Source organism: Amycolatopsis sp. NPDC104775 (assembly GCF_055583325.1).
Genome location: NZ_JBVJOE010000003.1, coordinates 22045 through 44842, shown reverse-complemented (window position 1 = coordinate 44842; position 22798 = coordinate 22045). Strand labels below are relative to the sequence as shown.

The 22798-nt window shown below is 67.9% G+C and carries 27 protein-coding genes; 17 read left to right on the top strand and 10 right to left on the bottom strand.

Annotated elements, in window-relative coordinates; translation table 11 throughout:
* The first annotated feature begins 65 nt into the window (after positions 1-65).
* The 5 genes from glf to ACZ63D_RS14480 all read left to right on the top strand — a co-directional run bounded on the left by glf (position 66) and on the right by ACZ63D_RS14480 (position 3799).
* The gene (gene glf, locus ACZ63D_RS14500) at positions 66-1289 is read left to right on the top strand and encodes a UDP-galactopyranose mutase (protein WP_465354797.1); all 1224 of its coding nucleotides are present in this window, start codon (positions 66-68) and stop codon (positions 1287-1289) included.
* Positions 1282-1800: a phosphatase PAP2 family protein gene (locus tag ACZ63D_RS14495; RefSeq protein ID WP_465354796.1), complete on the top strand. Its 519-nt coding sequence runs from the start codon at positions 1282-1284 to the stop codon at positions 1798-1800. The genes glf and ACZ63D_RS14495 overlap by 8 nt, the downstream gene beginning before the upstream one ends.
* A complete protein-coding gene (locus ACZ63D_RS14490) occupies positions 1797-2846 on the top strand; it encodes a decaprenyl-phosphate phosphoribosyltransferase (RefSeq protein WP_465354795.1) in 1050 nt (349 codons plus the stop codon). The genes ACZ63D_RS14495 and ACZ63D_RS14490 overlap by 4 nt, the downstream gene beginning before the upstream one ends.
* A 115-nt stretch (positions 2847-2961) precedes the next feature.
* Positions 2962-3504: a hypothetical protein gene (locus ACZ63D_RS14485; RefSeq protein WP_465354794.1), complete on the top strand. Its 543-nt coding sequence runs from the start codon at positions 2962-2964 to the stop codon at positions 3502-3504.
* A gap of 169 nt (positions 3505-3673) precedes the next feature.
* Positions 3674-3799, top strand: a complete 126-nt coding sequence (locus ACZ63D_RS14480) for a hypothetical protein (RefSeq protein ID WP_465354793.1) — start codon at positions 3674-3676, stop codon at positions 3797-3799.
* Here the strand turns inward: ACZ63D_RS14480 and ACZ63D_RS14475 are convergent.
* A complete protein-coding gene (locus ACZ63D_RS14475; RefSeq protein ID WP_465354792.1) occupies positions 3796-4515 on the bottom strand; it encodes an ESX secretion-associated protein EspG in 720 nt (239 codons plus the stop codon). The genes ACZ63D_RS14480 and ACZ63D_RS14475 overlap by 4 nt on opposite strands.
* A 211-nt stretch (positions 4516-4726) precedes the next feature.
* On the opposite strand from ACZ63D_RS14475, the gene ACZ63D_RS14470 reads away from it, so the two are divergent.
* Positions 4727-5002, top strand: coding sequence for a helix-turn-helix domain-containing protein (locus ACZ63D_RS14470; protein WP_465354791.1), 276 nt, complete (start codon positions 4727-4729; stop codon positions 5000-5002).
* On the opposite strand, the gene ACZ63D_RS14465 is transcribed toward ACZ63D_RS14470, so the two are convergent.
* The 3 genes from ACZ63D_RS14465 to ACZ63D_RS14455 form a co-directional block, all read right to left on the bottom strand.
* Positions 4972-5604, bottom strand: coding sequence for a VC0807 family protein (locus ACZ63D_RS14465; protein ID WP_465354790.1), 633 nt, complete (start codon positions 5602-5604; stop codon positions 4972-4974). The genes ACZ63D_RS14470 and ACZ63D_RS14465 overlap by 31 nt on opposite strands.
* 92 nt (positions 5605-5696) lie before the next feature.
* Positions 5697-6452, bottom strand: a complete 756-nt coding sequence (locus ACZ63D_RS14460; RefSeq protein WP_465354789.1) for a decaprenylphospho-beta-D-erythro-pentofuranosid-2-ulose 2-reductase — start codon at positions 6450-6452, stop codon at positions 5697-5699.
* A complete protein-coding gene (locus ACZ63D_RS14455) occupies positions 6449-7822 on the bottom strand; it encodes an FAD-binding protein (protein WP_465354788.1) in 1374 nt (457 codons plus the stop codon). Before ACZ63D_RS14455 ends, ACZ63D_RS14460 begins: the two co-directional genes overlap by 4 nt.
* Before the next feature lie 145 nt (positions 7823-7967).
* On the opposite strand from ACZ63D_RS14455, the gene ACZ63D_RS14450 reads away from it, so the two are divergent.
* From ACZ63D_RS14450 to ACZ63D_RS14440, 3 genes are all read left to right on the top strand, one after another.
* Positions 7968-8435 (top strand): GtrA family protein, encoded by a 468-nt coding sequence (locus ACZ63D_RS14450; protein ID WP_465354787.1) that lies wholly within the window; start codon positions 7968-7970, stop codon positions 8433-8435.
* A gap of 5 nt (positions 8436-8440) precedes the next feature.
* Positions 8441-10348, top strand: a complete 1908-nt coding sequence (locus ACZ63D_RS14445; protein WP_465354786.1) for a glycosyltransferase — start codon at positions 8441-8443, stop codon at positions 10346-10348.
* A gap of 78 nt (positions 10349-10426) precedes the next feature.
* Positions 10427-11425 carry an acyl-CoA dehydrogenase family protein gene (locus ACZ63D_RS14440; RefSeq protein ID WP_465354785.1) on the top strand — a complete coding sequence of 333 codons (999 nt, stop codon included), beginning with the start codon at positions 10427-10429 and terminating at the stop codon, positions 11423-11425.
* On the opposite strand, the gene ACZ63D_RS14435 is transcribed toward ACZ63D_RS14440, so the two are convergent.
* Both ACZ63D_RS14435 and ACZ63D_RS14430 read right to left on the bottom strand, forming a co-directional pair.
* Positions 11422-11664, bottom strand: coding sequence for a hypothetical protein (locus ACZ63D_RS14435; RefSeq protein ID WP_465354784.1), 243 nt, complete (start codon positions 11662-11664; stop codon positions 11422-11424). The genes ACZ63D_RS14440 and ACZ63D_RS14435 overlap by 4 nt on opposite strands.
* A gap of 78 nt (positions 11665-11742) precedes the next feature.
* Positions 11743-12582: an NAD(P)H-binding protein gene (locus ACZ63D_RS14430; protein ID WP_465354783.1), complete on the bottom strand. Its 840-nt coding sequence runs from the start codon at positions 12580-12582 to the stop codon at positions 11743-11745.
* 104 nt (positions 12583-12686) lie between these two features.
* Between ACZ63D_RS14430 and ACZ63D_RS14425 the strand changes: the two genes are divergently transcribed.
* Genes ACZ63D_RS14425 through ACZ63D_RS14410 form a run of 4 tightly spaced genes read left to right on the top strand, consistent with a single transcriptional unit; the run spans position 12687 to position 15723 of the window.
* Positions 12687-13277, top strand: coding sequence for a TetR/AcrR family transcriptional regulator (locus tag ACZ63D_RS14425; RefSeq protein WP_465354782.1), 591 nt, complete (start codon positions 12687-12689; stop codon positions 13275-13277).
* 60 nt (positions 13278-13337) lie between these two features.
* Positions 13338-14105 carry an ESX secretion-associated protein EspG gene (locus tag ACZ63D_RS14420; protein WP_465354781.1) on the top strand — a complete coding sequence of 256 codons (768 nt, stop codon included), beginning with the start codon at positions 13338-13340 and terminating at the stop codon, positions 14103-14105.
* 32 nt (positions 14106-14137) lie between these two features.
* A complete protein-coding gene (locus ACZ63D_RS14415; RefSeq protein WP_037369054.1) occupies positions 14138-14557 on the top strand; it encodes a hypothetical protein in 420 nt (139 codons plus the stop codon).
* Positions 14554-15723, top strand: coding sequence for a hypothetical protein (locus ACZ63D_RS14410; protein ID WP_465354780.1), 1170 nt, complete (start codon positions 14554-14556; stop codon positions 15721-15723). Before ACZ63D_RS14415 ends, ACZ63D_RS14410 begins: the two co-directional genes overlap by 4 nt.
* Positions 15724-15777: 54 nt before the next feature.
* Here ACZ63D_RS14410 and glfT1 read toward each other — a convergent pair whose 3' ends face one another.
* The 3 genes from glfT1 to wzm are packed head-to-tail and all read right to left on the bottom strand — an operon-like array spanning position 15778 to position 18458.
* Positions 15778-16686, bottom strand: a complete 909-nt coding sequence (gene glfT1 / locus ACZ63D_RS14405; RefSeq protein ID WP_465354779.1) for a galactofuranosyltransferase GlfT1 — start codon at positions 16684-16686, stop codon at positions 15778-15780.
* Complete coding sequence (wzt, locus tag ACZ63D_RS14400) at positions 16686-17501, bottom strand: galactan export ABC transporter ATP-binding subunit Wzt/RfbE (protein WP_116200762.1); 816 nt, start codon at positions 17499-17501, stop codon at positions 16686-16688. The genes glfT1 and wzt overlap by 1 nt, the downstream gene beginning before the upstream one ends.
* Before the next feature lie 3 nt (positions 17502-17504).
* Positions 17505-18458 (bottom strand): galactan export ABC transporter permease subunit Wzm/RfbD, encoded by a 954-nt coding sequence (gene wzm, locus ACZ63D_RS14395; protein WP_465354778.1) that lies wholly within the window; start codon positions 18456-18458, stop codon positions 17505-17507.
* Between the two features lie 131 nt (positions 18459-18589).
* On the opposite strand from wzm, the gene ACZ63D_RS14390 reads away from it, so the two are divergent.
* Positions 18590-19615, top strand: a complete 1026-nt coding sequence (locus ACZ63D_RS14390; protein WP_465354777.1) for an N-acetylneuraminate synthase family protein — start codon at positions 18590-18592, stop codon at positions 19613-19615.
* Positions 19608-20738 carry a UDP-N-acetylglucosamine 2-epimerase gene (gene neuC, locus ACZ63D_RS14385; protein WP_465354776.1) on the top strand — a complete coding sequence of 377 codons (1131 nt, stop codon included), beginning with the start codon at positions 19608-19610 and terminating at the stop codon, positions 20736-20738. The genes ACZ63D_RS14390 and neuC overlap by 8 nt, the downstream gene beginning before the upstream one ends.
* On the opposite strand, the gene ACZ63D_RS14380 is transcribed toward neuC, so the two are convergent.
* On the bottom strand, positions 20714-21412 hold the full coding sequence (locus ACZ63D_RS14380; RefSeq protein WP_465354775.1) for an acylneuraminate cytidylyltransferase family protein: 699 nt from the start codon (positions 21410-21412) through the stop codon (positions 20714-20716). The two genes, neuC and ACZ63D_RS14380, sit on opposite strands and share 25 nt — an antisense overlap.
* 146 nt (positions 21413-21558) lie before the next feature.
* Between ACZ63D_RS14380 and ACZ63D_RS14375 the strand changes: the two genes are divergently transcribed.
* Positions 21559-22254 carry a hypothetical protein gene (locus ACZ63D_RS14375; RefSeq protein WP_465354774.1) on the top strand — a complete coding sequence of 232 codons (696 nt, stop codon included), beginning with the start codon at positions 21559-21561 and terminating at the stop codon, positions 22252-22254.
* Positions 22251-22724 carry a hypothetical protein gene (locus ACZ63D_RS14370; protein WP_465354773.1) on the top strand — a complete coding sequence of 158 codons (474 nt, stop codon included), beginning with the start codon at positions 22251-22253 and terminating at the stop codon, positions 22722-22724. The genes ACZ63D_RS14375 and ACZ63D_RS14370 overlap by 4 nt, the downstream gene beginning before the upstream one ends.
* The last annotated feature ends 74 nt before the right edge of the window (positions 22725-22798 follow it).

Here is a 22798-nt window from a genome sequence, read left to right as displayed (position 1 = left end):
AAAACCTGGCGGGATGCCGAGGTCGGTTCGGGCAGCGGTCGCGCGACTGCGTACCCTGAGCGCCCGTGAGCGAGCACACGAACTCCGCCAAGATTACTGAAGACGACTTTCGCGGTTACGACCTCGTCGTCGTCGGGTCCGGTTTCTTCGGCCTGACCATCGCCGAACGGGCCGCGGCCGAGCTGGGCAAGAAGGTCCTGGTCCTCGAGCGCCGCCACCACCTCGGGGGCAACGCCTACTCCGAGGTCGAGCCCGAAACGGGCATCGAGGTGCACCGCTACGGCGCGCACCTGTTCCACACGTCCAACAAGCGGGTGTGGGACTACGTCAACCGCTTCACCGAGTTCACCGGGTACCAGCACCGGGTCTTCGGCAAGCACGACGGGCAGGTCTACCCGCTGCCGATGAACCTCGGCCTCATCAACCAGTTCTTCGGCAAATCGCACACGCCGGACGAGGCGCGCGAGCTGATCGCGAAGCAGGCCGCGGAGTTCCGGACCGAGGACGCGCAGAACCTCGAGGAGAAGGCGATCTCACTGATTGGCCGTCCCCTCTACGAGGCGTTCATTCGCGACTACACCGCGAAGCAGTGGGAGAACGACCCGAAGAACCTCGGCGCGAACATCATCACCCGCCTGCCGGTCCGCTACACCTTCGACAACCGGTACTTCAACGACACCTACGAGGGTCTGCCGGTCAACGGCTACACCGCGTGGCTCGAGAAGATGGCCGAGCACGAGAACATCGAGATTCGGCTGAACATCGACTACTTCGACGTGCGCGAGCTGATCCCGGCGGGCACCCCGACCGTCTACACCGGTCCGCTCGACCGCTACTTCGACTACTCGGCGGGCCGGTTCACCTGGCGCACCGTCGACTTCGAGTCCGAGGTCGCGCAGACCGGCGACTACCAGGGCACCTCGGTCGTCAACTACAACGACGCCGACGTGGACTACACCCGGATCATCGAGTTCCGCCACTTCCACCCGGAGCGGGACTACCCGAAGGACAAGACCGTCATCTTCCGCGAGTACTCGCGGTTCGCGAAGGAAGACGACGAGCCGTACTACCCGATCAACACCGCGGAGAACCGCGAGAAGCTCGAGAGCTACCGCGAGCTGGCGAAGGCAGAGGCGCGCGAGAAGAACGTGCTCTTCGGCGGGCGGCTCGGCACGTACAAGTACCTCGACATGCACATGGCGATCGGGTCGGCGCTCTCGATGTTCGACAACAAGATCGCTCCGCATTTCACCGAGGGCGCGCCCCTGGACGGGACGATCGATGCTTGAGAGGGACACCCCGCGCGGTGAGGTGGCCGTGCTCTCCAGCACCCAGAAGGTGCTGAAGAAGCCCGGCACGGTGCAGGTCGCGCGGGGAATGTCGCTGTTCGGGGAGCACAGCGCGGGATGGTTCGCGCTGGGCTTGCTCGGAGCGGCGGTGGACCGCGACCGGCGCAAGGACTGGCTGGTCGCGTCGGCCGGAGTGGTGGGCGCGCACGCCGCGTCGATCGCCGTGAAACGCGTCGTCCGGCGGCGTCGTCCGGACCATCCCAGCGTGGAGGTTCTGGTCGGCACGCCGAGCAAGCTGAGCTTCCCGTCGTCGCACGCGACGTCGACGACAGCGGCGGCGGTGCTCTACTCCGGATTGACCGGGCGTAACCTGGTCCCCGCCCTGGTACCGCCGATGCTCGCCTCGAGGCTGCTGCTCGGCGTTCACTATCCGACAGACGTTCTGGCCGGAGCCGCCCTGGGAGGCGTCGTCGGCGGTCTGATCCGACGGAAGCTGACCAAAAAGCGATGAGCGAAACGACCGACGAGCGAACCGAAAACGCGTCCGGTACGGCCGAATCCGCGCAAGCGAAGGAATCGGCTGCCGAGAAGACCGAAACGGCCGACGTGGCCGAGGAAACCGAAGCTCCGGCTCCGGTTTCCGCGACCCCGACCCCGGCCCCGACCTCCAGCCCGAGCCCGGTGGGTCTCGTGCTCGGGGTGATCAAGACCGCGCGGCCGAAGCAGTGGGTGAAGAACGTCCTCGTCTTCGCGGCGCCGTTCTTCGCCTTCTCGAAGGCCACGAACCGGACCGAGCTGGTCATCGACGCGTTGATCGCGTTCGTGGCGTTCTCGCTCACCGCCTCGTCGGTCTACCTGATCAACGACGCCGTCGACGTCGAGGCCGACCGGGCCCACCCGACGAAGCGCAACCGCCCGATCGCGGCGGGCATCGTCCCGGTCCCGGTGGCCTACGCCTCGGCCGTGGTGTTCTTCCTGGCCGGTCTCGCCGTATCGTTCGCGGCGGACTGGCGGCTGGCGATCGTGCTGGCGGTCTACGAGGCCGTGCAGCTCGGCTACTGCTTCGGCCTCAAGCACCAGCCGGTGGTGGACCTGGCGATCGTCGGCTCGGGCTTCCTGATGCGCTCGGTGGCGGGCGGTGTCGCGGGCGGCATCGCGATGTCGCAGTGGTTCCTGCTGGTCACCGCGTTCGGCTCGCTGTTCATGGTGGCGGGCAAGCGGTACGCGGAGATCATGCTGTTCGAGCGCACCGGCGCGAAGATCCGGTCCTCGCTCAAGAAGTACTCGGCGAGCTACCTGCGGTTCGTGTGGGCGACGTCCGCGGCGATCCTGATCATGTCCTACTGCCTGTGGGCGTTCGAGATCCGCCAGGCCGAGCACAACTCGGTGTGGGCGGTCGTCTCGATGGTCCCGTTCGTCATCGCGGTGCTCCGCTACGCGGTCGACGTGGACGGCGGCAACGCCGGCGCGCCCGACGAGATCGCCTTGAAGGACCGCGTGCTGCAGGTGCTCGGCGCGACCTGGGTCGTGACCCTGTTCCTGTCGTTCTACCTGTGAACGGCGCGCGGATTTAAACAGCTGGCATCCAGCTTCCGCACAGCATCGACGGTCATCCTCAGGGGTGGGAGCCGGGACACCCCGTCTCCCACCCGCTCAGCCCGGAGGACCGACGATGAACGACGACAAGAACCCCTCGCCCGGCGAGCCCGCCGGGCAGCAGCCGACCGAGCAGTTCGGCCAGGTCGGGGACCTCTCCGGCGAGGGTTCGGCCGCTGCTTCGGCTGATCAGCCGGGGGAGACCGAGCCAGTGCCGCCCGCTGAGCAGACCAACCAGCTGGGCCAGCCCGCTCCTTCCTCGGAACAAGCGGGTCAGCAGGCCGGTCCGGCCGCCCAGCAGCCGGCTCAGCCCGGCCATTTCGCGCAACCCGGCCCGTGGGGCATGCCCCTGCCGCCGCCGAAGCAGAGCGGCTTCCGCCGGTTCGTCGCCCACCGGGCCACCCAGCTGGTCGCGGTCGGTGTCCTGGGCTTGGTCGTCGGCGGTGGCATCGTCGGTGGTGTCATGGCCTCGACGCACCATCCCGGCCGTCCTGGGATGAGTCAGCACCAGCGCTTCCAGGACGGCGGTCCTGGCCCGCACCACCGTGGCCCGAACGGCCAGAACGGTGGGAACGGCGGGAACGGGAACAACGGGCCCGGGTTCGGCAACGGCAACTGAGCGAAGGGCTTCGATCGAGCCTTTCGCGCAGAATCATTGCCTTACTGGCCCCGCAGCGCCGGGTACAGCACCGTCGGATGCGGACAGCGCGGCTTTCGCCGTCGCGCTGTCCGCATCCGCGAGGATCTCCATTTCCCGCCAAATCGCGGTCAGGTCGCCGGTCGCCAGGTTGCGTGCGGAGAAAGCCCGGCTGGACGAATACCTCTCCGGTCTCGAACGCACCCGCGAGCGGCTGGAAGCGATGATCGGATTGGCCGAGACGCCGAATCCGCATTGCCCGGTCGTGCTGGGTTAAAGGGCGGCGAAGGTGTCGTTCAGGATCTTCACGATCGCTCGCGGGGTTCCGGAAATGAGTTCGGTGCGGCCGTCGGTTGTCGGGTAGGTGAGGATCCGGCCCGATTCCAGGTCGGCGGCGAGGATCGGGCCGCCGGTGCGGTGGCGGCCGTCGGTGCGTCGCGCGGCGTAGAGGTGGTGGGTGGCCGCCGCGGGCTGGTTCAGGGTCGCGGCGAGGTATTCGTGGCTGTTGGTCTCGTCGAAGGGGTCTGGGGCCGAGTCGGACGCGGACGCTACCGAGACTGAGCGCACGGGTGCGCCGGGGATTTGCGGGAGCGTGCCGAAAAGCGTCGTGGCTAGACGAGTGGGTGCGATTGGCTGGATTTCGACCAGGCCGTCCTGCGCGGATACCAGAATCGCGGTTTGTTCTCGCTGTGCGGCGATGACGGTCCGCTGGATTCCGCCGCGCAATGCCGACCAGGCGAAATACTCGCGTTCGGCATCGGCGAGGACGTGCAGGGTGGCGCGTAAATGCGCGGACGGGGCCGTATTGTTCGCGAGGCCGAGTTGTGCGAGGAGCTTGATGGTGGCGGCGTGCAGTTCGCGGTGTGCCCCGGTTTTGACCCAGACTCGGTTCGCGCGCAGCATCGGATGCTGTTCGCCGAGGTCAAGCATGTCCCAGACGGCCGAAAGTGCTTCGACGGGCAGGGTCACCGTCTGCTCGACGTCCTCCTGCACCTGCGCCCTCCCCGGCCCTGGTTTTCGCAATCGGCTGCCGATGAGCACGGTAGCCGATTGATCACCCGCGTGGTGTTGGTGTCTGCAATTGAGAACAGGTAGCGGTTATCGGAAAAACCCACTCCGGCAAGACGCAGACGCTATAGGCATAAATGTTCTGATCATTCCTGCTCTGGCCTTGGCGGCGGTAGACGTGTGTGATTAACCGACGATGGCCAAGCCTCCGATCTCCGACGCGACGCGCGCCATGGGCGAACGCGTGCGCGAATTCCGTACCGAAGCGGGGCTGAGCCAGGAACAACTCGCCGAACTGGCCGGAGTGCACTGGACGTTCGTGAGCCAGGTCGAACGCGGGCTGCGCAACATCAATCTGCACAACCTGCTCAAGTTCGCCGACGGGCTCGGGGTGAACCCGGCCCGGCTGGTGGACGGGCTGCGGCCGCCGTCGGACGCCAGTCAGTCCACTGTGGATGTTCGAAGCACCTGACGCAGAGTCCCTTCGCGCAGCAGCAAAATCTGCGTGATCACCTGCAGTCCGACGAAAAACGCGATCGACAGTCCGGCGTCGAGACCCGGAACATCGTCGACCGGCAGCGTGTACGCCATCCCAATGCTCAGTCCACTGTGGACAAGGCTGCCGACGCCCCACGCCACGGTCAGCGTTCGCCACACCCGGCGGAACGACGGCCGAGTCTCCCACGCCGCGTCCAGACGGGAGCCACGGCCAGGCAGCAGAGCGCGGGCGGCCTGATAGGTCGTCGGGTACTGGCCGATGACCAGGCTGGTGAGCAGCCAGACGCCCGCCAGCGTGCTGAACCAGGCTCCGCGTACGAGCATCAGCCGGGCGTCGCCGGTCATCAGCGTGGTGGCCAGGCCAATGGCCAGGAACATCAGGACGAGCAGGCCGATCCCGTCCGCCCGACGCCGGGTGACCAGCGTGTACAGCACGCGCAGCGCGGGCGGCAGACCGCTCAGCAGCAGCGCCCACACCGGCGGGACGTCGAAGGCGCGAAGCAGGTAGTAGCCGCCGACTGGCGCGCCGAGGTCGAGCAGCAGCGCGGCCAGCGACGAGCGGAGTTCGTTCCCCATGCCCCGAGTTTCGGCGCACCGGGGACCTCAGGGCATCGTCGAGCCGGTCAGCCCGGCATCCACCGTTCGGTGGAGGCCGGGCCGGGAAAACGTCAGACCGGGAGCTTGCGGAAGATCGGCCGCGGCACGTGCCGCAGGATCGACATCACCAGCCGGAACTCCGACGGCGACCACACGAGGTCCTTGCCCTTGCGCGCGGCCTCGACCGCGACGTCGGCGACCTGCTCGGCGGTCCGGGTCAGCGGAGCGTCCTTCATCCCGGCGGTCATCTTGGTCTTGACCTGGCCCGACCGGACGACGGTCACCTGCACGCCGTGCGGCGCGAGCGCCTCGCCGAGACCGAGGTAGAAGCCGTCGAAACCGGCCTTGCTCGAGCCGTACACGAAGTTCGACCGGCGGACCCGCTCGCCCGCCACCGACGACAGCGCGATGATCTTGCCGTGGCCCTGCGTCTTGAGCTTCTCCGACAGCGCGACGCCGACCGACACCGCGGCCGTGTAGTTGACCGTCGCCAGCTCGACCGCCTTGCCGTGGTCCTGCCACAGCTCCTCAGCCTCGCCGAGCAGGCCGAACGCGACCACCGTGACGTCGATGTCGCCACCGGCGAACGCCTCGTCCAGCACCTTCGGGTGCGACGCCAGGTCGCTGGCGTCAAAGGCCACAGTGGACACTTCGGCGCCGCGATCCTTCAAGCGCTGCGCGGCTTCCTCCAGCCGCGGCGAAGGACGAGCGGCCAGCACGACCCGCAGCGGCTTCTCCGCGAGGTACTTCTCCGCGATCGCCAGCGCGATGTCGGACGTGCCGCCGAGCAGCAGCAGGGACTGGGGGTTACCGACCGCGTCGATCACAGTGCGAGCCTCCGGCTCATGTCAGAGGCGAAAACGCCTTCGGGGTCAACGGAAGCGCGCACCTTGCGCCACTCCTCCAGCCGCGGGTACATCTTCGCGAACGTCTCGGGCGAGGTGCGCGAGTCCTTCGCGGTGTAGAGGCGGCCGTTCGCGTCCAGGACCATCTCGTCCATTTCCTCGCAGAACCGGCTGAGCCCGTTCTTGATCGGGAAGTCGACGCTCAGCATCCAGCCCGGCGACGGCCAGGACATCGGAGCCGGGTTCGAGTCGCCCATCCGCTTGAACACGTTCAGGAACGAGTAGTGCCCAGACCGCGAGATGGCCCGGCAGATGCCCTTGAGCTGGTCCTCCGCGCCGAACGGCACGGAGAACTGGTACTGCAGGAAGCCCTTGCTGCCGTACGCGCGGTTCCACTCGCTCAGCATGTCGAGGGGGTGGTAGAACTGCGTGAGGTTCTGGATCTTGCCGCGCGCGCCCTTCTTGGGCACCGTCTTCTGCCACAGCTCGTTGATCAAGCCGAAGGTGAGCTTGTTGCCGAGCCCGTTGGGGAACACGTCGGGCAGCGTCAGCAGCTGCGGCGCGTCGAACTTCAACGGGTTGCTGCGCAGCTTCGGCGGCAGCTGGTCGAGCTTCGCGAGCGAACCGCGGGAGAACGTGGCGCGGCCGAGGCGGCTGTCGGACGAGATCAAGTCCGGCACCGACATCGAGTAGTCGTAGTTGAGGTCCGAACCATCGGTGAAGAGCCCGAGGGTCTCGTCGAGGTTCGAGGTGCGGTCGGCGTCCACGTAGAAGTACGCCGTTTCCGTCTTCTTCATCCGCACGGTCGCGCGGACGATGATCCCGGTGAGCCCGATTCCCGCCACGGTCGCCCAGAACAGCTCCGAATCCGGGCCCTCCGGGGTGAGCGTGCGCACGGATCCGTCGGCGGTCAGCAGGTCCATCGACACGACGTGGTTGCCGAAGCTGCCCGCCGAGTGGTGGTTCTTGCCGTGGATGTCGTTGGCGATCGCGCCGCCGATCGTCACCTGCCGGGTGCCCGGCAGGACCGGGACCCACAGGCCGTACGGCAGCGCCTCGCGCATCAGCTTGTCGAGGCTGACGCCGGCGTCGAGGTCGACGAGGCCGGAGTCCGGGTCGATCGAGTGGATGCGGTCGAGCACGGTCATGTCGACGACCAGGCCGCCCGCGTTCTGCGCCGGGTCGCCGTAGGACCGGCCGAGCCCGCGAGCGATGACCCCGCGCGGGCCTGCGGAGGCGACGGCGCGGGCGATCGCGTCGACGTCGCGCGTGCTCAGCACGTCGGCGACGGTCCCGGCGGTGCGGCCCCAGCCGGTGAGCGTGCGGCGCTGTGTCTGCGGTGCTTGGGTCACGCGGACCAGGGTAGCCACGCCGAACACCGCCCGGAACGTGACCCTGAAGTGCCCGCTTCTACACTTTGCGCATCAAGGCACAAGCGTCCGAGCGTCGAAGTGGGTAATACGGACACTGACGCAATAGGCCGAGAAGGTATTCCAAGTGGTGGCTACAGAACCGCAGAGTGACCAAGCGCAGCCGGTGCCCGCGGGCCCCGGGCTGCTCGGCCAGCTGATCCGGTTCGGGGTGATCGGCGGCTTCTGCGCCCTGCTCGACCTGGGCACGTACTCGCTGCTGCGAGCGGTCGGCATGGACGCCACCCCGTGGGTGGACGTCGCGCGCGCGATCAGTTTCGTCGTCGGCACGACGACCGCGTTCTTCCTGAACCGGCGCTTCACGTTCGCCGACGGGCGGCGCGACGGGAACGCCCAGGTCGGCAGCTTCGTTCTGCTGTACGCAGTCACCTTCTTCGTCGCCGTCGGCGTGAACCAGCTCATGCTGCACGTGCTGCCGGAGTCGGGGTGGAAGGCCACGCTGGCCTGGGTGGTGTCCCAGGCAACGGCAACTGTGATCAATTTCGTGATGCTCAAGTGGGTCGTGTTCCGTGTACGGCCGGTAAAGGAGAACTGAGTTCGATGCCCGGTAAAGCAGCCCCGGTCGCGGAGGCGGCCCCCGCAGGCCAGACGCGGTTCGCCGAACACGCCCCCGAAGGCAGGCTCACGGCCCAGCGCGGGCTGTACGCCGGGCCGGCTCCGATCGTCAGCAAGGACATGTACGCCGAGGTCGTGCAGGGCAACGCCCAGCGCGAGCGCGGCAGCGTCGTGCTGGAGCCGTCCGCGAAGGTGACCGGCAACACCTACTTCGGCCGCTTCCCGGCGAGCTACTGGCAGCGCTGGACCACGGCCACCGAGGTGAAGCTTGAAGCCGTCGTCACCGGCGACGGGCTGCTGTCGCTCGGTGCTTCCGACATGCTCGGCGACCCGCGCGTAGTCGACGCCCAGCAGGTGTCCGGCGCGAAGAACGCCAAGATCGAGCTGACGGGCAAGCTGGACAAGTTCTACGACGGCGGCGCGCTGTGGCTCGACCTCGAGACCGAGGGCGGTCAGACGCTGCGGGTCGAGCAGGTCCGCTGGACTGTCGACGCGCCGGAGTCGATCCGCCCCACCGCGGTCACTATCTGCACGATGAACCGCGCCGACGACTGCCTGAAAAACCTCCAGGCGCTCGCCGCCGACGTGTCCTCGCTCGACACCCTCGACGCCATCTACGTCGCCGACCAGGGCACCGACCTGGTCGAATCGCGCGAGGGCTTCGAGCAGGTCGCGAAGGACCTCGGCGAGAAGCTGCACTACATCAAGCAGCCGAACCTCGGCGGCGCGGGCGGCTTCACCCGCGGCCTGTACGAGGTGGCCGGGCACACCGCCACCGAGCACGCGAACGTGCTGTTCATGGACGACGACGTGCTGCTCGAGCCGGACCTCGTCGTGCGCGTGACGGCGTTCTCCAACCGCTCGGCCAACCCGATCATCGTCGGCGGCCAGATGCTCAACCTGCTGCACCCCAACCAGCTGCACGTCGGGGCCGAGTACGCCCGGCTGAACACGCTGGAGCCGGGACAGCCGGTGCAGCACTCGCTGTCCACCGCCGACCTGCTCGGCGTCGACGAGGACGGCAACCCGAACCGCCAGGAACGCCGCCTCGACGCCGGGTACAACGGCTGGTGGTCGTGCCTGATCCCGTACGAGGTCGTCAAGGCCATCGGCTACCCGCTGCCGTTCTTCTTCCAGTGGGACGACGCGGAGTACTCCTACCGGGCCCGCGAATACGGCTTCCCCACGGTGACCCTGCCGGGTGCGGGCGTGTGGCACGCGGACTTCCACTGGAAGGACTGGGACGAGTGGCACCGGTACTTCAACCTGCGCAACTCGATCATCACCGCAGCGCTGCACTCGCCGTTCAACCTGAACCTGCTTTCCCGCGTGCTGATGGCGCAGCTGGTGCGCTACCTGCTCGGCATGCAGTACGGCCTTTCCGCGACGCTGATCAAGGCGGTCGAGGACTTCCTGGAGGGCCCGGAAATCCTGCGCGACGGCGGCGTCGAGGCGATGAAGGAGATCCGCCGGATCCGCGACGCGTACCCGGAGACCAAGCGGCACAAGGCCACTGACGTGCCGGGCATCGCGTCCAACGACATCGGCATCATCAACAGCGCGCCGCGGCCGAGCATGCAGCGGCTCGTGCTGATCAAGCGCATCCTCGACAAGGTGCTCGGCCGCAGCCGCTTCGGGCTGGGCGCGGTGCCGGTCGACGAGGCGCACTGGTGGCACATCGCGCTGTTCGACACCGCCGTGGTCACCGACGCGTCGCAGGAAGGCGTGCGCGTGCGCACCTACGACAAGGTCAAGATGTTCGATCTGGCCAAGCGCGGCGCGAAGGTGATCAACCGGCTGCGCAAGGAAGGCGCGAGCGTGCAGGAGCAGTACAAGCGCGCGATGCCGGAGCTTACCTCGCGGGAGAACTGGAAGCGGCTGTACGAGCTCTGATCGGCTGAGCTGTCCGGGAAGGGCGTCTCGCGTTTCGGCGCGGGCGCCCTTTCTGTCTTTTTCGGTAGCTTGGAATTCATGGCCGACCTCGTTTCCCGCGCGCGTGCTCTTGCCGACGATCTGTTGTTTCCGGCGGCGGCCGAGGTGGACCGGCTGGGCGTGGTGCCGCGAGCGCATTTCGACGCGCTCGCCGAGGAAGGTTTCTACGGTCTCGCCGCGCCGGATTCCGGGGTGGAGCTGGAGCAGCTGGTCGGCGTGCTCGAAGCGCTGGCTGGCGGGTGCCTGAGCACCGCGTTCACCTGGCTGCAGCACCACGGTCTCGTCGCCGGGCTGGCCGCGACGGACCGGGTGGACCTGCGCGAGCGGTATCTGGCGGACCTGATCAGCGGACGGCTGCGCGCGGGCGTCGCGTACGCGAGCGTGATCCCGACGCCGCCGCGAGTGCGGGTCCAGCGCGTCGACGGCGGCTACCGGTTCGACGGCGAAGCGCCGTTCGTGAGCGGCTGGGACGCGATCGACCTGCTGCAACTGTCCGGACGGGACGGTGACACGATCGTCAATGCCCTGGTTTCGCCGATCGTTGGGCACAGTCTGGTCGCTGAGCCGTTGACGCTCATGGCCGCGCAAGGCACCGCGACTGTGCGGCTTAAGCTCGACAACCACTTCATTCCCGACGAATCGGTTTTCGCCAAGATCAGCTACGACGAATTCGTGGCGGGCAATACGTTCGCGGCGCGGCTCAACGGGTGTGCGCCACTCGGATTGGCCGAGCGGTGCGCCATTTTGCTCGAGGCGGCCGGCGAGAAGGAAACCGCGACGGCGTTGCGGTTCGAGCAGGACGAAATCCGTCGCCGCCTCGACGCTGGTCTCGCCGACCCGGCCACCCTCCCGGCCGCCCGCGCTGCCGGTGCCGACCTGGCGTACCGGTCCGCGGGCGCGCTCGCCGTGGCGACCGGCAGCCGCGCGGTGCTGGCCGGAGCGCACGCCGGACGGCTAGTGCGCGAGGCGACGTTTTTGCTTGTGGCCGCGAGCAGACCGGAGATCCGCGCCGGACTGCTCGCCCTCGCCCGTCGTTAAACGGACAGGCCGAATTTGCCCTTTCGGCTCAGATCGTCCACATAAGCGGCTGCCACGTGGACGAAATTCACGGAAACAGTGTTGCCGTCACGGGTTTCCAGCGAGTGGACGCCACCGTGTTTCAGGAGGTCCGGGAGTTTTTCCTCAACAGTGGAGGAACTGTCGGCGGTCAGCGGGAAGATCAGCGGTTCGCCGCCCGTCGCCAGGTGCAGGACGAGTGCTGGTTTGGGATCTGCCATGAAGCCATGGCAGCAGTGGGTGATCATCGGCGGCAAGAGCGGTTCGCCGACAGCGGATCCGCTCACAGCGGAAGCGGGCTAAACGGTTTCCGCGAGCCGGTCGGCGACGGTGCGGGGTTCGCGGCCGAGAAGTTCGGCCAGTAGCGGGCCTGATTCGGCGAAAAAGCCGGCCCGGGTGGCCTGGTACCAGGTGAGCATGAACCGGGCCGCTTGCTCGGGGACGCCGCTCGCGATCTGTTCGGCCACCCATTGTTCGTCGGCCAGGACGACGCGGTTGATGGTGCGGCCGGTGAGGTCGGAGGCGATTTTGGCGAAATCGTCGAACGTGACGGCGGCCGGAGCGGCGAGCGTGACCGGACCGTCGAGGGAGCGGTCGCTGGCGAGGAGAGCCGCGGTGGCCTCGGCGATGTCCGCACGGTCGGTGTACGGGACAGGGCCGTCCTCCGGCTGAGCGATCTGGCCGGTCCGCTGCCATGGGCCGAGCACCTGGTCAAGCGGGCCGTAGGCACCGTTGCGCAGTGCGGTCCAGGCGACTCCGGAGTTGCCGAGGATCGCCTCGGTGGCAAGGTGGAGGTCCGACGGGCGGTACGGATTGTCCGGGGCAGCACCGTGCTGGCTCGTGTAGACGATCCGCCGGGCACCGGCCGCGACGGCTGCTTCGATAGCGCGTCGGTGCAGGCTGACCAGGTCGGCGGCGGGGTCATTCCCGGAAATCAGCAGGACCTGCTCGGCACCGGCGAAAGAGTCTCCGGGGTTCTCGGAGGAGCCTTGCCGCACGCGGACGCCGCCGTCGGCGAAGTGCTGCGCCTTGGCGGTGTCGCGGACGCTGACGCCGATCTGGTCGGCGGGTACGCGCTTGAGGAGGTGCTCGACGGTGGCACTGCCCAGCCCGCCGGTCGCGCCGGTGACAACGATCATTTTTCCTCCCGGACATAAGTTGACTACCCGGGTCAACTTCTCTCGTGCCGACTGTAGGTAAGCTGACCAAGGGAGTCAACTTACGGTGGGAACGGAGGAACGCGGTGCCCGCGGAACCCCGGCTGCGTGCCGACGCCAAGCGCAATTCCGACCAGATCCGGACCGCTGCGATCGACGCCTTCCAGGGGCGGGGCCTGACGGTCCCGCTGGAGGAGGTCGCCAAGGCGGCAGGAGTCAGCAAGGCGACGATCTTCAACCGGTTCGGCGGCCGGATCGGGCTGATCGAGGCGGTCATCGAAGAGGTCGTCGCGACGGAGCTGTTCGCGGTCATCGACCACACGCGGACCATCGCCGACGCCGGCGAGCGGATCGCCTGCTACCTCACCGCGCTGCGCGACCTCCAGTACCGCCAGCCCGCCGTCAACGACGTCCTGCTGCGGACCTATCCGGACTCGCCGCAGCTCATGGAGATCTGCCGGGTCGGCGGCGAGGCCAACGAGGAATTCGTCGCGGCGGCGCGAGCCTCCGGGGCGCTGCGGCCGGAGTTCACGGCGGACGACCTGCACGCGTTCGTCGTCGACACCGCCCTCGCCCTCAAACACGGCGAACGGCCTGCCCGGGACGCCTATGACCGCCGCACCGCTTACTTCCTGGACGGAATCCGATGCCTGCCCGTGGCGGCTCGGCGCCGATAGCCGCGACAGTGCGCAGTGGACTACGGTTTCGCCGGGAGAGACCGGATTTAGGGGTGGGTCGTGCCGTACACGTTGACGCTGTCACCGGCAGCGGTGGATCTCCTGCTGGCCGAACTCGGACTCGGCCGCGCGCCAGTGCCGTTCGTGGTGCCGCACATCGGCATCACCGGCGAGGAACGCGCCGCGGTGCGCGACGCCGTCTTCCGCGATCTTGACCGCCGCGGCCTGCTGCGGCGCGGGAGCATCGACGATGACGTCCAGATCGCGCTCGCCACGTTCGCGCGGCCCGGCCTTGCGGTGTCCGCGGCGGCGAAGCTGGGCGACGAGCAGCTGTTCGCGCGGGTGGCGTCCAACGGCCAGTTCGCGGTGCTCGTCTGCCAGCGGGACGGGATGTTCGCCTTCGAGGAGGTCCGCCCGACCGGCATCGTCCCGGCGATCGTCGACCTGCTGCCGCTCACGCCCGCCGCACCGGGTCAGTCGGTGACTGTCGCACGGCCGTCGAAGCAGCCGGTCCGGGGCGACGCGTACGACCCGTTCGCCGGGGTCAGCGGTCCGCGCACGCACAATCCGCAGCTCAGGGCCGTGCAGCGGATCTTCGAGAAGCCGCGGCTGGCGGTCGGTCAGTTCACGCCATACGTGGGCGACGGCAACGGCCACGAGCGGGCGCTGCCTTCGCTCGCGTGGTTCGACACCGAACTCGGCCGTTACCTGCTCAGCACGCGCGATTCCAGCGACGGCAACCGCTGGCTCACCTACGCCCCGGCCGACAATGCCCGTCTGGCCCAACAACTGTTCACCCAGCTTGAAGGCTATTCGGCAAACGCCTGACCGGAGCGGCTCGCGTCGGTAAACTCCGGCGCATGAGCACTGATCCGCTGGCGGCAGGCGGGCTGAACGCCAAGGGCATCGCCGAAGCCGCGGCCGAAACGCACAAGCTGGCCGGCACCGCGAAGGCCGGCGGGTTCAGCATCGACGGCGACGCGCTCGGTGACCTGCGCAAAGCGCTCACCGACATGGTCACGCGCCTCGAACGGCTCAAGCCGCAGACGCAGGCGCTGACGACCGCGCCGAAGCTCGGCAGCCACCCGTACGGGCAGACCGTGGCCGAGCACGACCGCAAGAGCGGAGCCGACGCGCCCGGATCGGCCCTCGACGTGCTGGACCAATTCGGCCGGATCCTGCGGGAGGCCGACGAGGCCCTCGCCCGCGCCGGCGGGGTCTACACCGAGAACGAGAACCAGGCCGTCGACTCCCACCGCACCGTGAAGGGCACCGAATGAGCACGCCGCAGCCGGGGCTCGCGCCGTCGGACGCCGACTACCTCGGGCACCCGCACCAGCAGTTGAAGTCGTTCGTCGAGTCGAATCTCGACGTGGAGCAGGTTTCCTCGGTCTCGCACGCCTACACCGAGGTGCAGAAAGCGTTCGAGGAATTCGCGACGCAACTGGGCGAAGCCGTGAAGAAAGCCGCGCACGCCTGGAGCGGCGAGGCCGCGGCCGGTGCGCAGGCGTATTTCGTGAGCCTCGCCGAATGGGCCGAGGCGAATGGCCAGAACGCGAAACTGGCCGCGCAGATCGTTGAGGAGCAGGCGTCCGCCGCGCAGGTGGCGAAGCATTCGATGCCCGAGGCGGTCCCGTTCGACTGGTCCGAGGAATTCGACAAATGGTCGCACGCGAGCCCGCTCGAAATGAGCAATGAGATCGACGCGACGTTGAAGAAGCAGCAGGACAGCCGATCCGCGCATGAGCAGGCCGCGGAGACGATGTCGAAGTACGACGCTTCGCTGTACCAGTCGGGCTCGAAGCAGCCGACGTTCGCGCATCCGCCGAAGTTCGGCGTCGCGGCTGGCGGCAGTGCCGCGGTGGCGATGCCGACCGGTCCGGAGCACCACGACGCTGCTCCCGCTCCTGCTCCTCCCGCGGTGGCTGACGCTGGCTCGGCTTCGGCTTCGGTAGGCGCTGTCGCTGGTGGCGGCGGTGCGGTGGCCGGGCACGTGAGCGCTCCGACCGTCAGCGGCCCGAGCCAGTTCACCGGTGCTGTGCACCAGCCGATGCCGGACAGCGCGACCACTGCGGCCGGTTACGCACCGTCCGCCGCCCCAGCGGCCCCGAGCGGCGGCAGCGCCGGAGCAGGTGCGGGCATGGGCGCGATGCCGATGGGCGGCATGATGGGCGGTGGCGGCGGAGGCTTCGGCAGCGACGAGGAACACGAAAACAAGGTCGGCCGCGGTGGCGGCGGCTCGTTCGGCCCCGGCGACGGAGCCATGTCCCCCGGTGCGGCGGACGTCGCGGCAGGCGGAATGGGCGGCGCCCCGGCCCGCCCGGGCATGGGCTTCGGCGCCCGCCCGTACGACGACGGCAACGACCAGCCCGCGTTCGTGATGGAGATCGACGACAACGAGGAATACGGCGGCCACCGTTCCGCGCCGCCGGTCATCGGGGAATAACTCGGGTGCCCGTTGTGGACGGTCAGTGCACCGTCCACAACGGACTTTCCGATGTCAGTACCGGTAAAACTTCTCCGCCCGGCCCTGCCGGAGGAGTTTCAGCCATTGCAGGAACGCCTTCGGGTCCCGTTTCACACCCACGAAATACAGGCCGAAGCGCAGGACCTCCAGCGCCCCGATCTTCCGCATTCCCGGCTGCGACAGCAAATACCCGCGGTTGCGATACGTGTAGTACCGCTTGACCTCGTTCTCCGGGTCCTGCGCGTGGAATTTCCCGCCCAGCATCGGTTTGAACTCGTCCGAGCCGTCCGGGTGCAGGTAGGTCGTGCGCAGCGACGTGCCGAACGGCAGGCCGGATCGCACGAGGCGGCGGTGCAGTTCCACCTCGTCGCCGCGGAAGAACAGGCGCAGGTCGGGCACGCCGGTGACGTCCAAAGTGGACGCACGGAACAGCGCGCCGTTCATCAGGGAAGCGATCCCGGGCAGGAAATCCGTGCCCAGTTCCGCCGGCGAACGCTTCCAGGTGAGGCCGCGGCGCAGCGGGAACGCGAGCTTCGCCGGGGCGTCGATGTTCGCCACCACCGGGGAAATCTCGGCGAGGCCGCGTTTTTCGGCTTCCTCCAGCAGGATCTCGAGCACGTGCTCGTCCGCGGGACGGCCGTCGTCGTCGGCCAGCCAGACCCAGTCCGCGCCGAGCGACAGCGCGTGCAGCATGCCGAGCGCGAAACCGCCCGCGCCGCCGAGGTTCCGGTGCGACGGGAGGTACGTGTACGGCAGCGGGTAGGCCTCCACGACGTCCCGCGCGGACTTGTCCGGGCCGTTGTCGACCACCACGAGGTGGTCGACCGGCCGGGTCTGGGCGGCGATGATTTTCAGCGAGTCCGCGAGCAGCTCGCGGCGATGCCGCGTGACCACCACGCCGACAACGGCGCCCTCGGGCAGCTCTCGCGTCTCGCCGGTCATCATTCCCCGCCGTTCGTCGTGGTCGCGGGCTCGATGCCGAGGCGCTCGAGACCTTCCTGGCTCATGTTCTCGAACGGGTCGCGACCCTTGTACTGGGTGAGCACCTCGCGCAGCGAACCCTGTTGCTTGACGTGCCCCTCGTCCATCCAGATCGCGGTGTCGCACAGCTCCATGAGGAACTCGTCGGAGTGGTTGGCGAACACCAGGATGCCGGAGCGTTTGACCAGGTCCTTGAGCCGGTCGCGGGCCTTGTTGAGGAACGCCGCGTCGACCGCGCCGATGCCCTCGTCGAGGATCAGGATCTCCGGGTCGATCGAGGTCACCACGCCGAGCGCGAGCCGCACCCGCATGCCGGTGGAGTAGGTCCGCAGCGGCATCTGCAGGTAGTCGCCGAGTTCGGTGAACTCCGCGATGTCGTCGACCCGCTTCTCCATTTCCTTGGCGCTCATGCCGAGGAACAGGCCGCGGATCAGGATGTTCTCGACGCCGGAGATCTCCGGGTCCATGCCGATGCCGAGGTCGAACACCGGCGCGATCCGGCCGACGATCCGCGACGAGCCGCGGGTCGGCTCGTAGATCCCGGCGAGCAGCCGCAGCAGCGTGGACTTGCCCGCGCCGTTGTGCCCGACGAGACCGACCCGGTCGCCCTCGCGGAGGCTGATCGACACGTCGTGCAGCGCCTCGATGATCGGCACCTTCTGGTCGGAGCTGATCTTGCCGCCGACCTTGCCGAGCACGCGCTTTTTCATCGAACGCGTTTTCGCGTCGAAAATCGGGAAGTCCACGTACGCGTTGTGGACATCAATGCTGACCATCTGTCACACCCAATACGAGACGCGAGACCGGTAATTGCGCATGGCGACGAGGGCGAGCCCCCACCCGACGACGGTGATGCCGCCGACCACGACCCAGCTGGTCCAGCTCACCGCCTGTCCGATGAGCGGCGACCGCACCACCTGCATGTAGTGGTAAAGCGGGTTCAGCTTGATGATCGGCAGCGCCCACGACGCACCGTCGCGCGCACCGCCGGACAGCAGCTGGTCGACCGGCCAGACGATCGGGGTGCCGTAGAACATCAGCTGGATCAGCGAGTTGATCAGCTGCGGAATGTCGCGGAACCGGGTCGAGATGATGCCGAGCAGCAGCGCCGCCCAGCCCGCGGTGAGCGCGAGCAGCACGAAACCGGGAATGGCGAGGAAAATGTTCCAGCTCAACCCGGGGTGGCAGTACTTCTCCGGCAGGCACGCGCCGTCCGGCGACCCCAGCGAATACGGGGAATCGAGCGCCGAGAAGAAAATGATCAGCAGCACGACGTAGACGATCATGTTGTGCGCCAGCAGCAGCGTCTGCCGCCAGATGGTGCGCAGCACGTAGACGCTGATCGGCGCGGGGACCTGTTTGATCAGCCCCTCGTTCGCGATGAACGTCTCCATGCCTTCGGTGAGGCAGCCCTGGATGAAGCCCCAGATGATGAAGCCGGTGGAGAGATAGGGCAGGAACACCTCGATCGGCGTCCGGAACAGCTGCGAATACAGCAGGCCGAGACCGAGCGCGATGACACCCTGGCTGATGGTGATCCAGAACGGCCCGATGATGGACCTGCGGTAGCGCTGCTTGATGTCCTGCCAGCCGAGATGAGTCCAAAGCTCGCGGGCGGCGAAACCGGTCTTGATGTCGTCGATGGCACGCGCGAACGTCTTGCTGTCCGACGACGGTGGAACCGGAGTCGAGACATCGGGTTCGGCTGCGTGAACCGTGCTGGTGGCATGCACGTGGACGAGGGTACCGATGAGACGTGCCGCATCGGTGGCAGGGCGGGAGCCCCGGGTGGGGCAGGCCACGCCGCGGAACCGGTTAAGGTCGCCAGCAGACCGCACTCCCGCACCGATCCGGAGGTCTCCTCATGTTCATGCTCGGCCAGCACCCGGTCGGCTCCGACCATCCGCCTGTCGTCATCGCGGAGATCGGGATCAATCACGAGGGCGACCCGAAGAAGGCGCACCGGATGGTCGACGACGCCGCCGACGCCGGTGTTCAGGTGGTGAAGATCCAGACACACGTCGTGAACGACGAAATGATCCCGAACGACGTCGTACCGGGCAATGCGGACGAACCGATCTGGGACATGATGAACCGGGTCGCGCTCACCGCCGAAGACGAGCGCGAGATCAAGGCCCACGCTGAGGAACGCGGCATGGTGTTCCTCTCCACGCCGTTCTCCCGCGCGGCGGCGGACCGGCTCGCGGAGCTGGACGTCGCGGGGTTCAAGATCGGTTCGGGCGAATGCAACAACTACCCGCTGATCAGGCACGTCGCTTCGTTCGGAAAGCCGGTCATCCTCTCGACCGGAATGAACGACATCGCCTCGATCACGCCCGCGGTGGAGATTCTGCGCGAGGCAGGGGTCGGATTCGCCCTGCTGCACTGCACCTCGCTGTACCCGACGCCGCCCGAGCAGGTCCGGCTGGGTGCGATGAGCGAACTCGGCACCGCGTTCCCCGACGCTGAGCTGGGCCTGTCCGACCACACGACGACGATCTACCCGTGCCTCGGCGCGGTCGCCCTCGGCGCGTCGGTGCTGGAGCGGCACTTCACGTCCGACATGAGCTGGCCGGGGCCGGACATTCCGGTTTCGTCCCCGCCGGAGGAGTTCGCGCGGCTGGTCGAGGGTTCCCGGCTGATTCACGCCTCGCGCGGCGGCAGCAAGCAGATCCTCGCCGAGGAACAGCCGACGATCGACTTCGCTTACGCCTGCGTGGTCACCACCAAGGACATCGCCGAAGGCGAGCAGCTGACCACGGACAACATCTGGGTCAAGCGGCCGGGCACCGGCGAGATCAAGGCGAAGGACTACGAGGCGGTGCTCGGCCGTCCGGCCAAGAAGGCGCTGGCGGTCAACACCCAGGTCAGCTGGGCGGACCTTGGCTGAGAAAGCCGTCCGGGAGGTTCTTTTCCTCACCGGGACCAGGGCCGATTTCGGCAAATTGCGCGACATCATGCTCGCGGTGCAGGAGAGCCCCCGGCTCTCGGCGCGGATCGTGGTGACCGGCATGCACATGTTGCGCAGTTACGGCTACACGGTGCGCGAGATCGAGCGGGCCGGGCTGCGGCGGCTGCACCTGATCCCGAACCAGATCGAGGACGAGCCGATGGCGCTCGTGCTGGCCAACACCGTGCAGGCGCTCGCGCGGCTGGTGCACGAGGAGCGGCCGGACGCGATCGTGGTCCACGGAGACCGGGTCGAGGCGCTCGCGGGCGCGATCGTGGGTTCGCTCGCGAACGTCCGCGTCCTGCACATCGAGGGCGGTGAGGTCAGCGGGACGATCGACGACGTCATCCGGCATTCACTGTCCAAACACGCGCATGTGCACCTCGTCGCGAACGAGGAGGCCCGTCGCCGCCTGCTTCAACTGGGTGAGGAAGAGGAGCGGATCTTCGTCGTGGGCAGTCCCGAGGTCGACGTGCTGACGTCGCCGCAACTGCCCTCGCTCGACGAGGTGTGCGGCCGCTACGACATCCCGTTCACCGACTACGGGGTGCTGGCCTTGCACCCGGTCACCACGGAACTCGACCAGAACCGGCGCAACGCGGCCGCGGTCGTCGACGCGGTGCTGCAGGGCGGCAACTGGGTCGTGATCGAGCCGAACAACGACGAGGGCTGCCGGGAAATCCGGCGCGAGCTGGATCGCCTCGACGGGCCGAACGTCGTGCGGCTGCCGTCTATGCGGTTCGAGTACTTCGTGACGCTGATGAAGAACGCGACCGTGGTGCTGGGCAACTCGAGCGCCGGGGTCCGGGAGGCCCCGGTGCTCGGTACGCCGTCTGTCACGGTGGGTACCCGGCAGCGCAATCGGGTCACCGCGCCGAGCGTGGCGTGGGTGGACCCGGATTCGGCGAAGATCGCGGCGGCGATCGAGAACGCGCGTGCGCGGGGTCGATGCGAGCCGTATTCGGCGTTCGGCGGGCCGGGCGCGCAGCGCCGGATCGCGGAGCTGCTGGAAGGCGAGGAGGTGTGGCAGCCGTCGCTCTACAAAGTGTTCGTCGACCGCTGAAGCTCGATCGCCCGCGCTTCGGCCAGGCGCAGGTCCGCGGCGGTGTCGATGTCGACCGCTCGTTCGGCGGGAATGACCTGGCACCGCACTTCAGGCACGAAGAACCGCTGATGGGTGCGCAGGTCTCCGGCGCGCACCAGGTAGATGCCGCCGGTCGGGCGGAGGACCGGCGGCAGGGACTGGCGAGGCGCTTCCAGGTCCTCCCATGTGCGAACCGGAGTGACGCTGCCGTCCGGCTCTTCGAGGCACACCTTGAGCGGGTGGTGATCGTGGGAACGGCACATCTGCACCACGGAACCGCTCGGCCGGCCATCGTGGATCTCGACGCATTCGGCGATGTCGTCAGCGGTTCGCAGCGGCGACGTCGGCTGCAGCAGGAGCACCAGCGTCGAGTCGGGAACCTCCCTCGCGTCCAGCGCGTGCACGACCGCGGGCAGCGTGCGGCTGCTGGCCTGGGCGAGCGGGGCCGGCCGGTCGACCACGGCGGCCCCCTCGGCCGTCGCGGCCGCGGCGATGTCGCGATCGTCGGTGGTGACGACCACATCTTGGATACCGGCAGTGAGCGCGGTGTGCACAGTGTGTGCGACAAGCGGGCGGCCGAGGAAAGGGACGAGGTTCTTGCCGGGAAGCCCGACCGAACCGCCTCGGGCCGGGATGATCGCCACAGTGCCCACCGCACGAGCCTCCGAAGGTCGGATTGTGCCGCCCTGCCAGGACGGGGAATCTTGTTCGTCGGCTATTGTCCTTCTGCTCGGTTTACGTCGATCGAGGGGATCGAGCTGAGGCCGGCTGGGGATCCTCACGACGTGGTAGGGATGCGATGAATCCGACGCAGTTCGCGGACGAGGTGTCCGGCAGAGCCCGCCTGGGCCACCTGGACGCGCCTCTTCGCGACCTCTTGTCGGCCTATGCCCGAAATCCGGGACGGGTCGAGAGCATCACGGTCGTGGGCAATGCCCCCATGGCCCCCGATGCCCGGCGTGCGGAACTGATCGATTCGAGCGACCTAGTGTTCCGGATGACCACGTTCGCGTTGGACGAGCCGGACGCATCTCCCGCGTACGGAACGCGCGCGGATGTCGTTGTCGTGCACCGCGGACTGACCGCGTCTCCGTACACTTTCGCGGATTACCCCTCGCGGATGTACCTGCTCGCCGAGCCGGGCCGGTTGTTCTGGGAGCCGGAGACCTTGCCGGACTGGTGGCCGTCGGACTTGGGTTTCGTGCCGATTTCGAATCGGCGCTTCGTCGTTCCGCTGGTCCGGCTGCTGGGCTTGGATCCCGCGCAGCCGGTGTGGGCGACCACCGGAACCCTGGTGGTGTACTTGTGCCGGGAACTGTTTCCCGAGGCGACCGTGAAATTGACCGGCGTGTCCATTCTCGACAATCCTGACCAGACCATGTTCGAGCACGCCTGGGGAGACCGGGTCGGCATTACCGCCGAGCACCGATTGCACGCGGAATCGGCTCTCCTCAAGTCGTGGAGTGAAACCGGAAGAATTGAGATTTTGCCGTGAGCGAGCTGCGTCGTGCTGCTTCCCGCGTGAAGCGTTTGGTGTTTCGGGCCGGACACCCGGCGCTGGTGCGGTTTCATCTGCGAGTCGAACGCATCGTCGACGGCCGGCTGCGACCGGAAATCGACGCGACCCGTTCGCGCATCGACGAGGTCCGGGACGAACTGCGCGCAGAATTCCGCGAGGAACTCGGCCGGATCAACGCCCGCTGCGACGAACTCGACGGACACGTCAAGTGGCTCTACGACGAACAACGCCGCCTCGCCCCGCACATCGCGGCCCTGGACGCCCGGGTCGCGGCGTTCGAGCGCCCAGGCTCCCCGGGGCGCCTGGCCGAGCGGCTGGAGTACGCGGCTGACGAGGCCGACGAGGTGCGAGCGGAACACGCCCGCATCCGGGCGCGGTTGTCCGCGGTCTCGAAGTACGAGGAAAGGCTTGCCCGGGTGGAGGAAAAGCTCGGGCGGGATAACTGACAGCCGGCAGTATGCTGCCCGGCTCGCTTGATCGGCTATTTAGCCGATCTTGTTGAGCTGTGCGGCGTAATAAT

What these genes read in the sequence shown, in the direction of transcription:
- ACZ63D_RS14495 (WP_465354796.1), top strand. Translation starts at nt 1,282, where the DNA reads ATGCTTGAGAGGGACACCCCGCGCGGTGAGGTGGCCGTGCTCTCCAGC.
- ACZ63D_RS14490 (WP_465354795.1), top strand. Translation starts at nt 1,797, where the DNA reads ATGAGCGAAACGACCGACGAGCGAACCGAAAACGCGTCCGGTACGGCC.
- ACZ63D_RS14485 (WP_465354794.1), top strand. Translation starts at nt 2,962, where the DNA reads ATGAACGACGACAAGAACCCCTCGCCCGGCGAGCCCGCCGGGCAGCAG.
- ACZ63D_RS14470 (WP_465354791.1), top strand. Translation starts at nt 4,727, where the DNA reads ATGGCCAAGCCTCCGATCTCCGACGCGACGCGCGCCATGGGCGAACGC.
- ACZ63D_RS14465 (WP_465354790.1), bottom strand. Translation starts at nt 5,604, where the DNA reads ATGGGGAACGAACTCCGCTCGTCGCTGGCCGCGCTGCTGCTCGACCTC.
- ACZ63D_RS14445 (WP_465354786.1), top strand. Translation starts at nt 8,441, where the DNA reads ATGCCCGGTAAAGCAGCCCCGGTCGCGGAGGCGGCCCCCGCAGGCCAG.
- ACZ63D_RS14440 (WP_465354785.1), top strand. Translation starts at nt 10,427, where the DNA reads ATGGCCGACCTCGTTTCCCGCGCGCGTGCTCTTGCCGACGATCTGTTG.
- ACZ63D_RS14435 (WP_465354784.1), bottom strand. Translation starts at nt 11,664, where the DNA reads ATGGCAGATCCCAAACCAGCACTCGTCCTGCACCTGGCGACGGGCGGC.
- ACZ63D_RS14430 (WP_465354783.1), bottom strand. Translation starts at nt 12,582, where the DNA reads ATGATCGTTGTCACCGGCGCGACCGGCGGGCTGGGCAGTGCCACCGTC.
- ACZ63D_RS14415 (WP_037369054.1), top strand. Translation starts at nt 14,138, where the DNA reads ATGAGCACTGATCCGCTGGCGGCAGGCGGGCTGAACGCCAAGGGCATC.
- ACZ63D_RS14410 (WP_465354780.1), top strand. Translation starts at nt 14,554, where the DNA reads ATGAGCACGCCGCAGCCGGGGCTCGCGCCGTCGGACGCCGACTACCTC.
- glfT1 (WP_465354779.1), bottom strand. Translation starts at nt 16,686, where the DNA reads ATGACCGGCGAGACGCGAGAGCTGCCCGAGGGCGCCGTTGTCGGCGTG.
- wzt (WP_116200762.1), bottom strand. Translation starts at nt 17,501, where the DNA reads ATGGTCAGCATTGATGTCCACAACGCGTACGTGGACTTCCCGATTTTC.
- ACZ63D_RS14390 (WP_465354777.1), top strand. Translation starts at nt 18,590, where the DNA reads ATGTTCATGCTCGGCCAGCACCCGGTCGGCTCCGACCATCCGCCTGTC.
- ACZ63D_RS14375 (WP_465354774.1), top strand. Translation starts at nt 21,559, where the DNA reads ATGAATCCGACGCAGTTCGCGGACGAGGTGTCCGGCAGAGCCCGCCTG.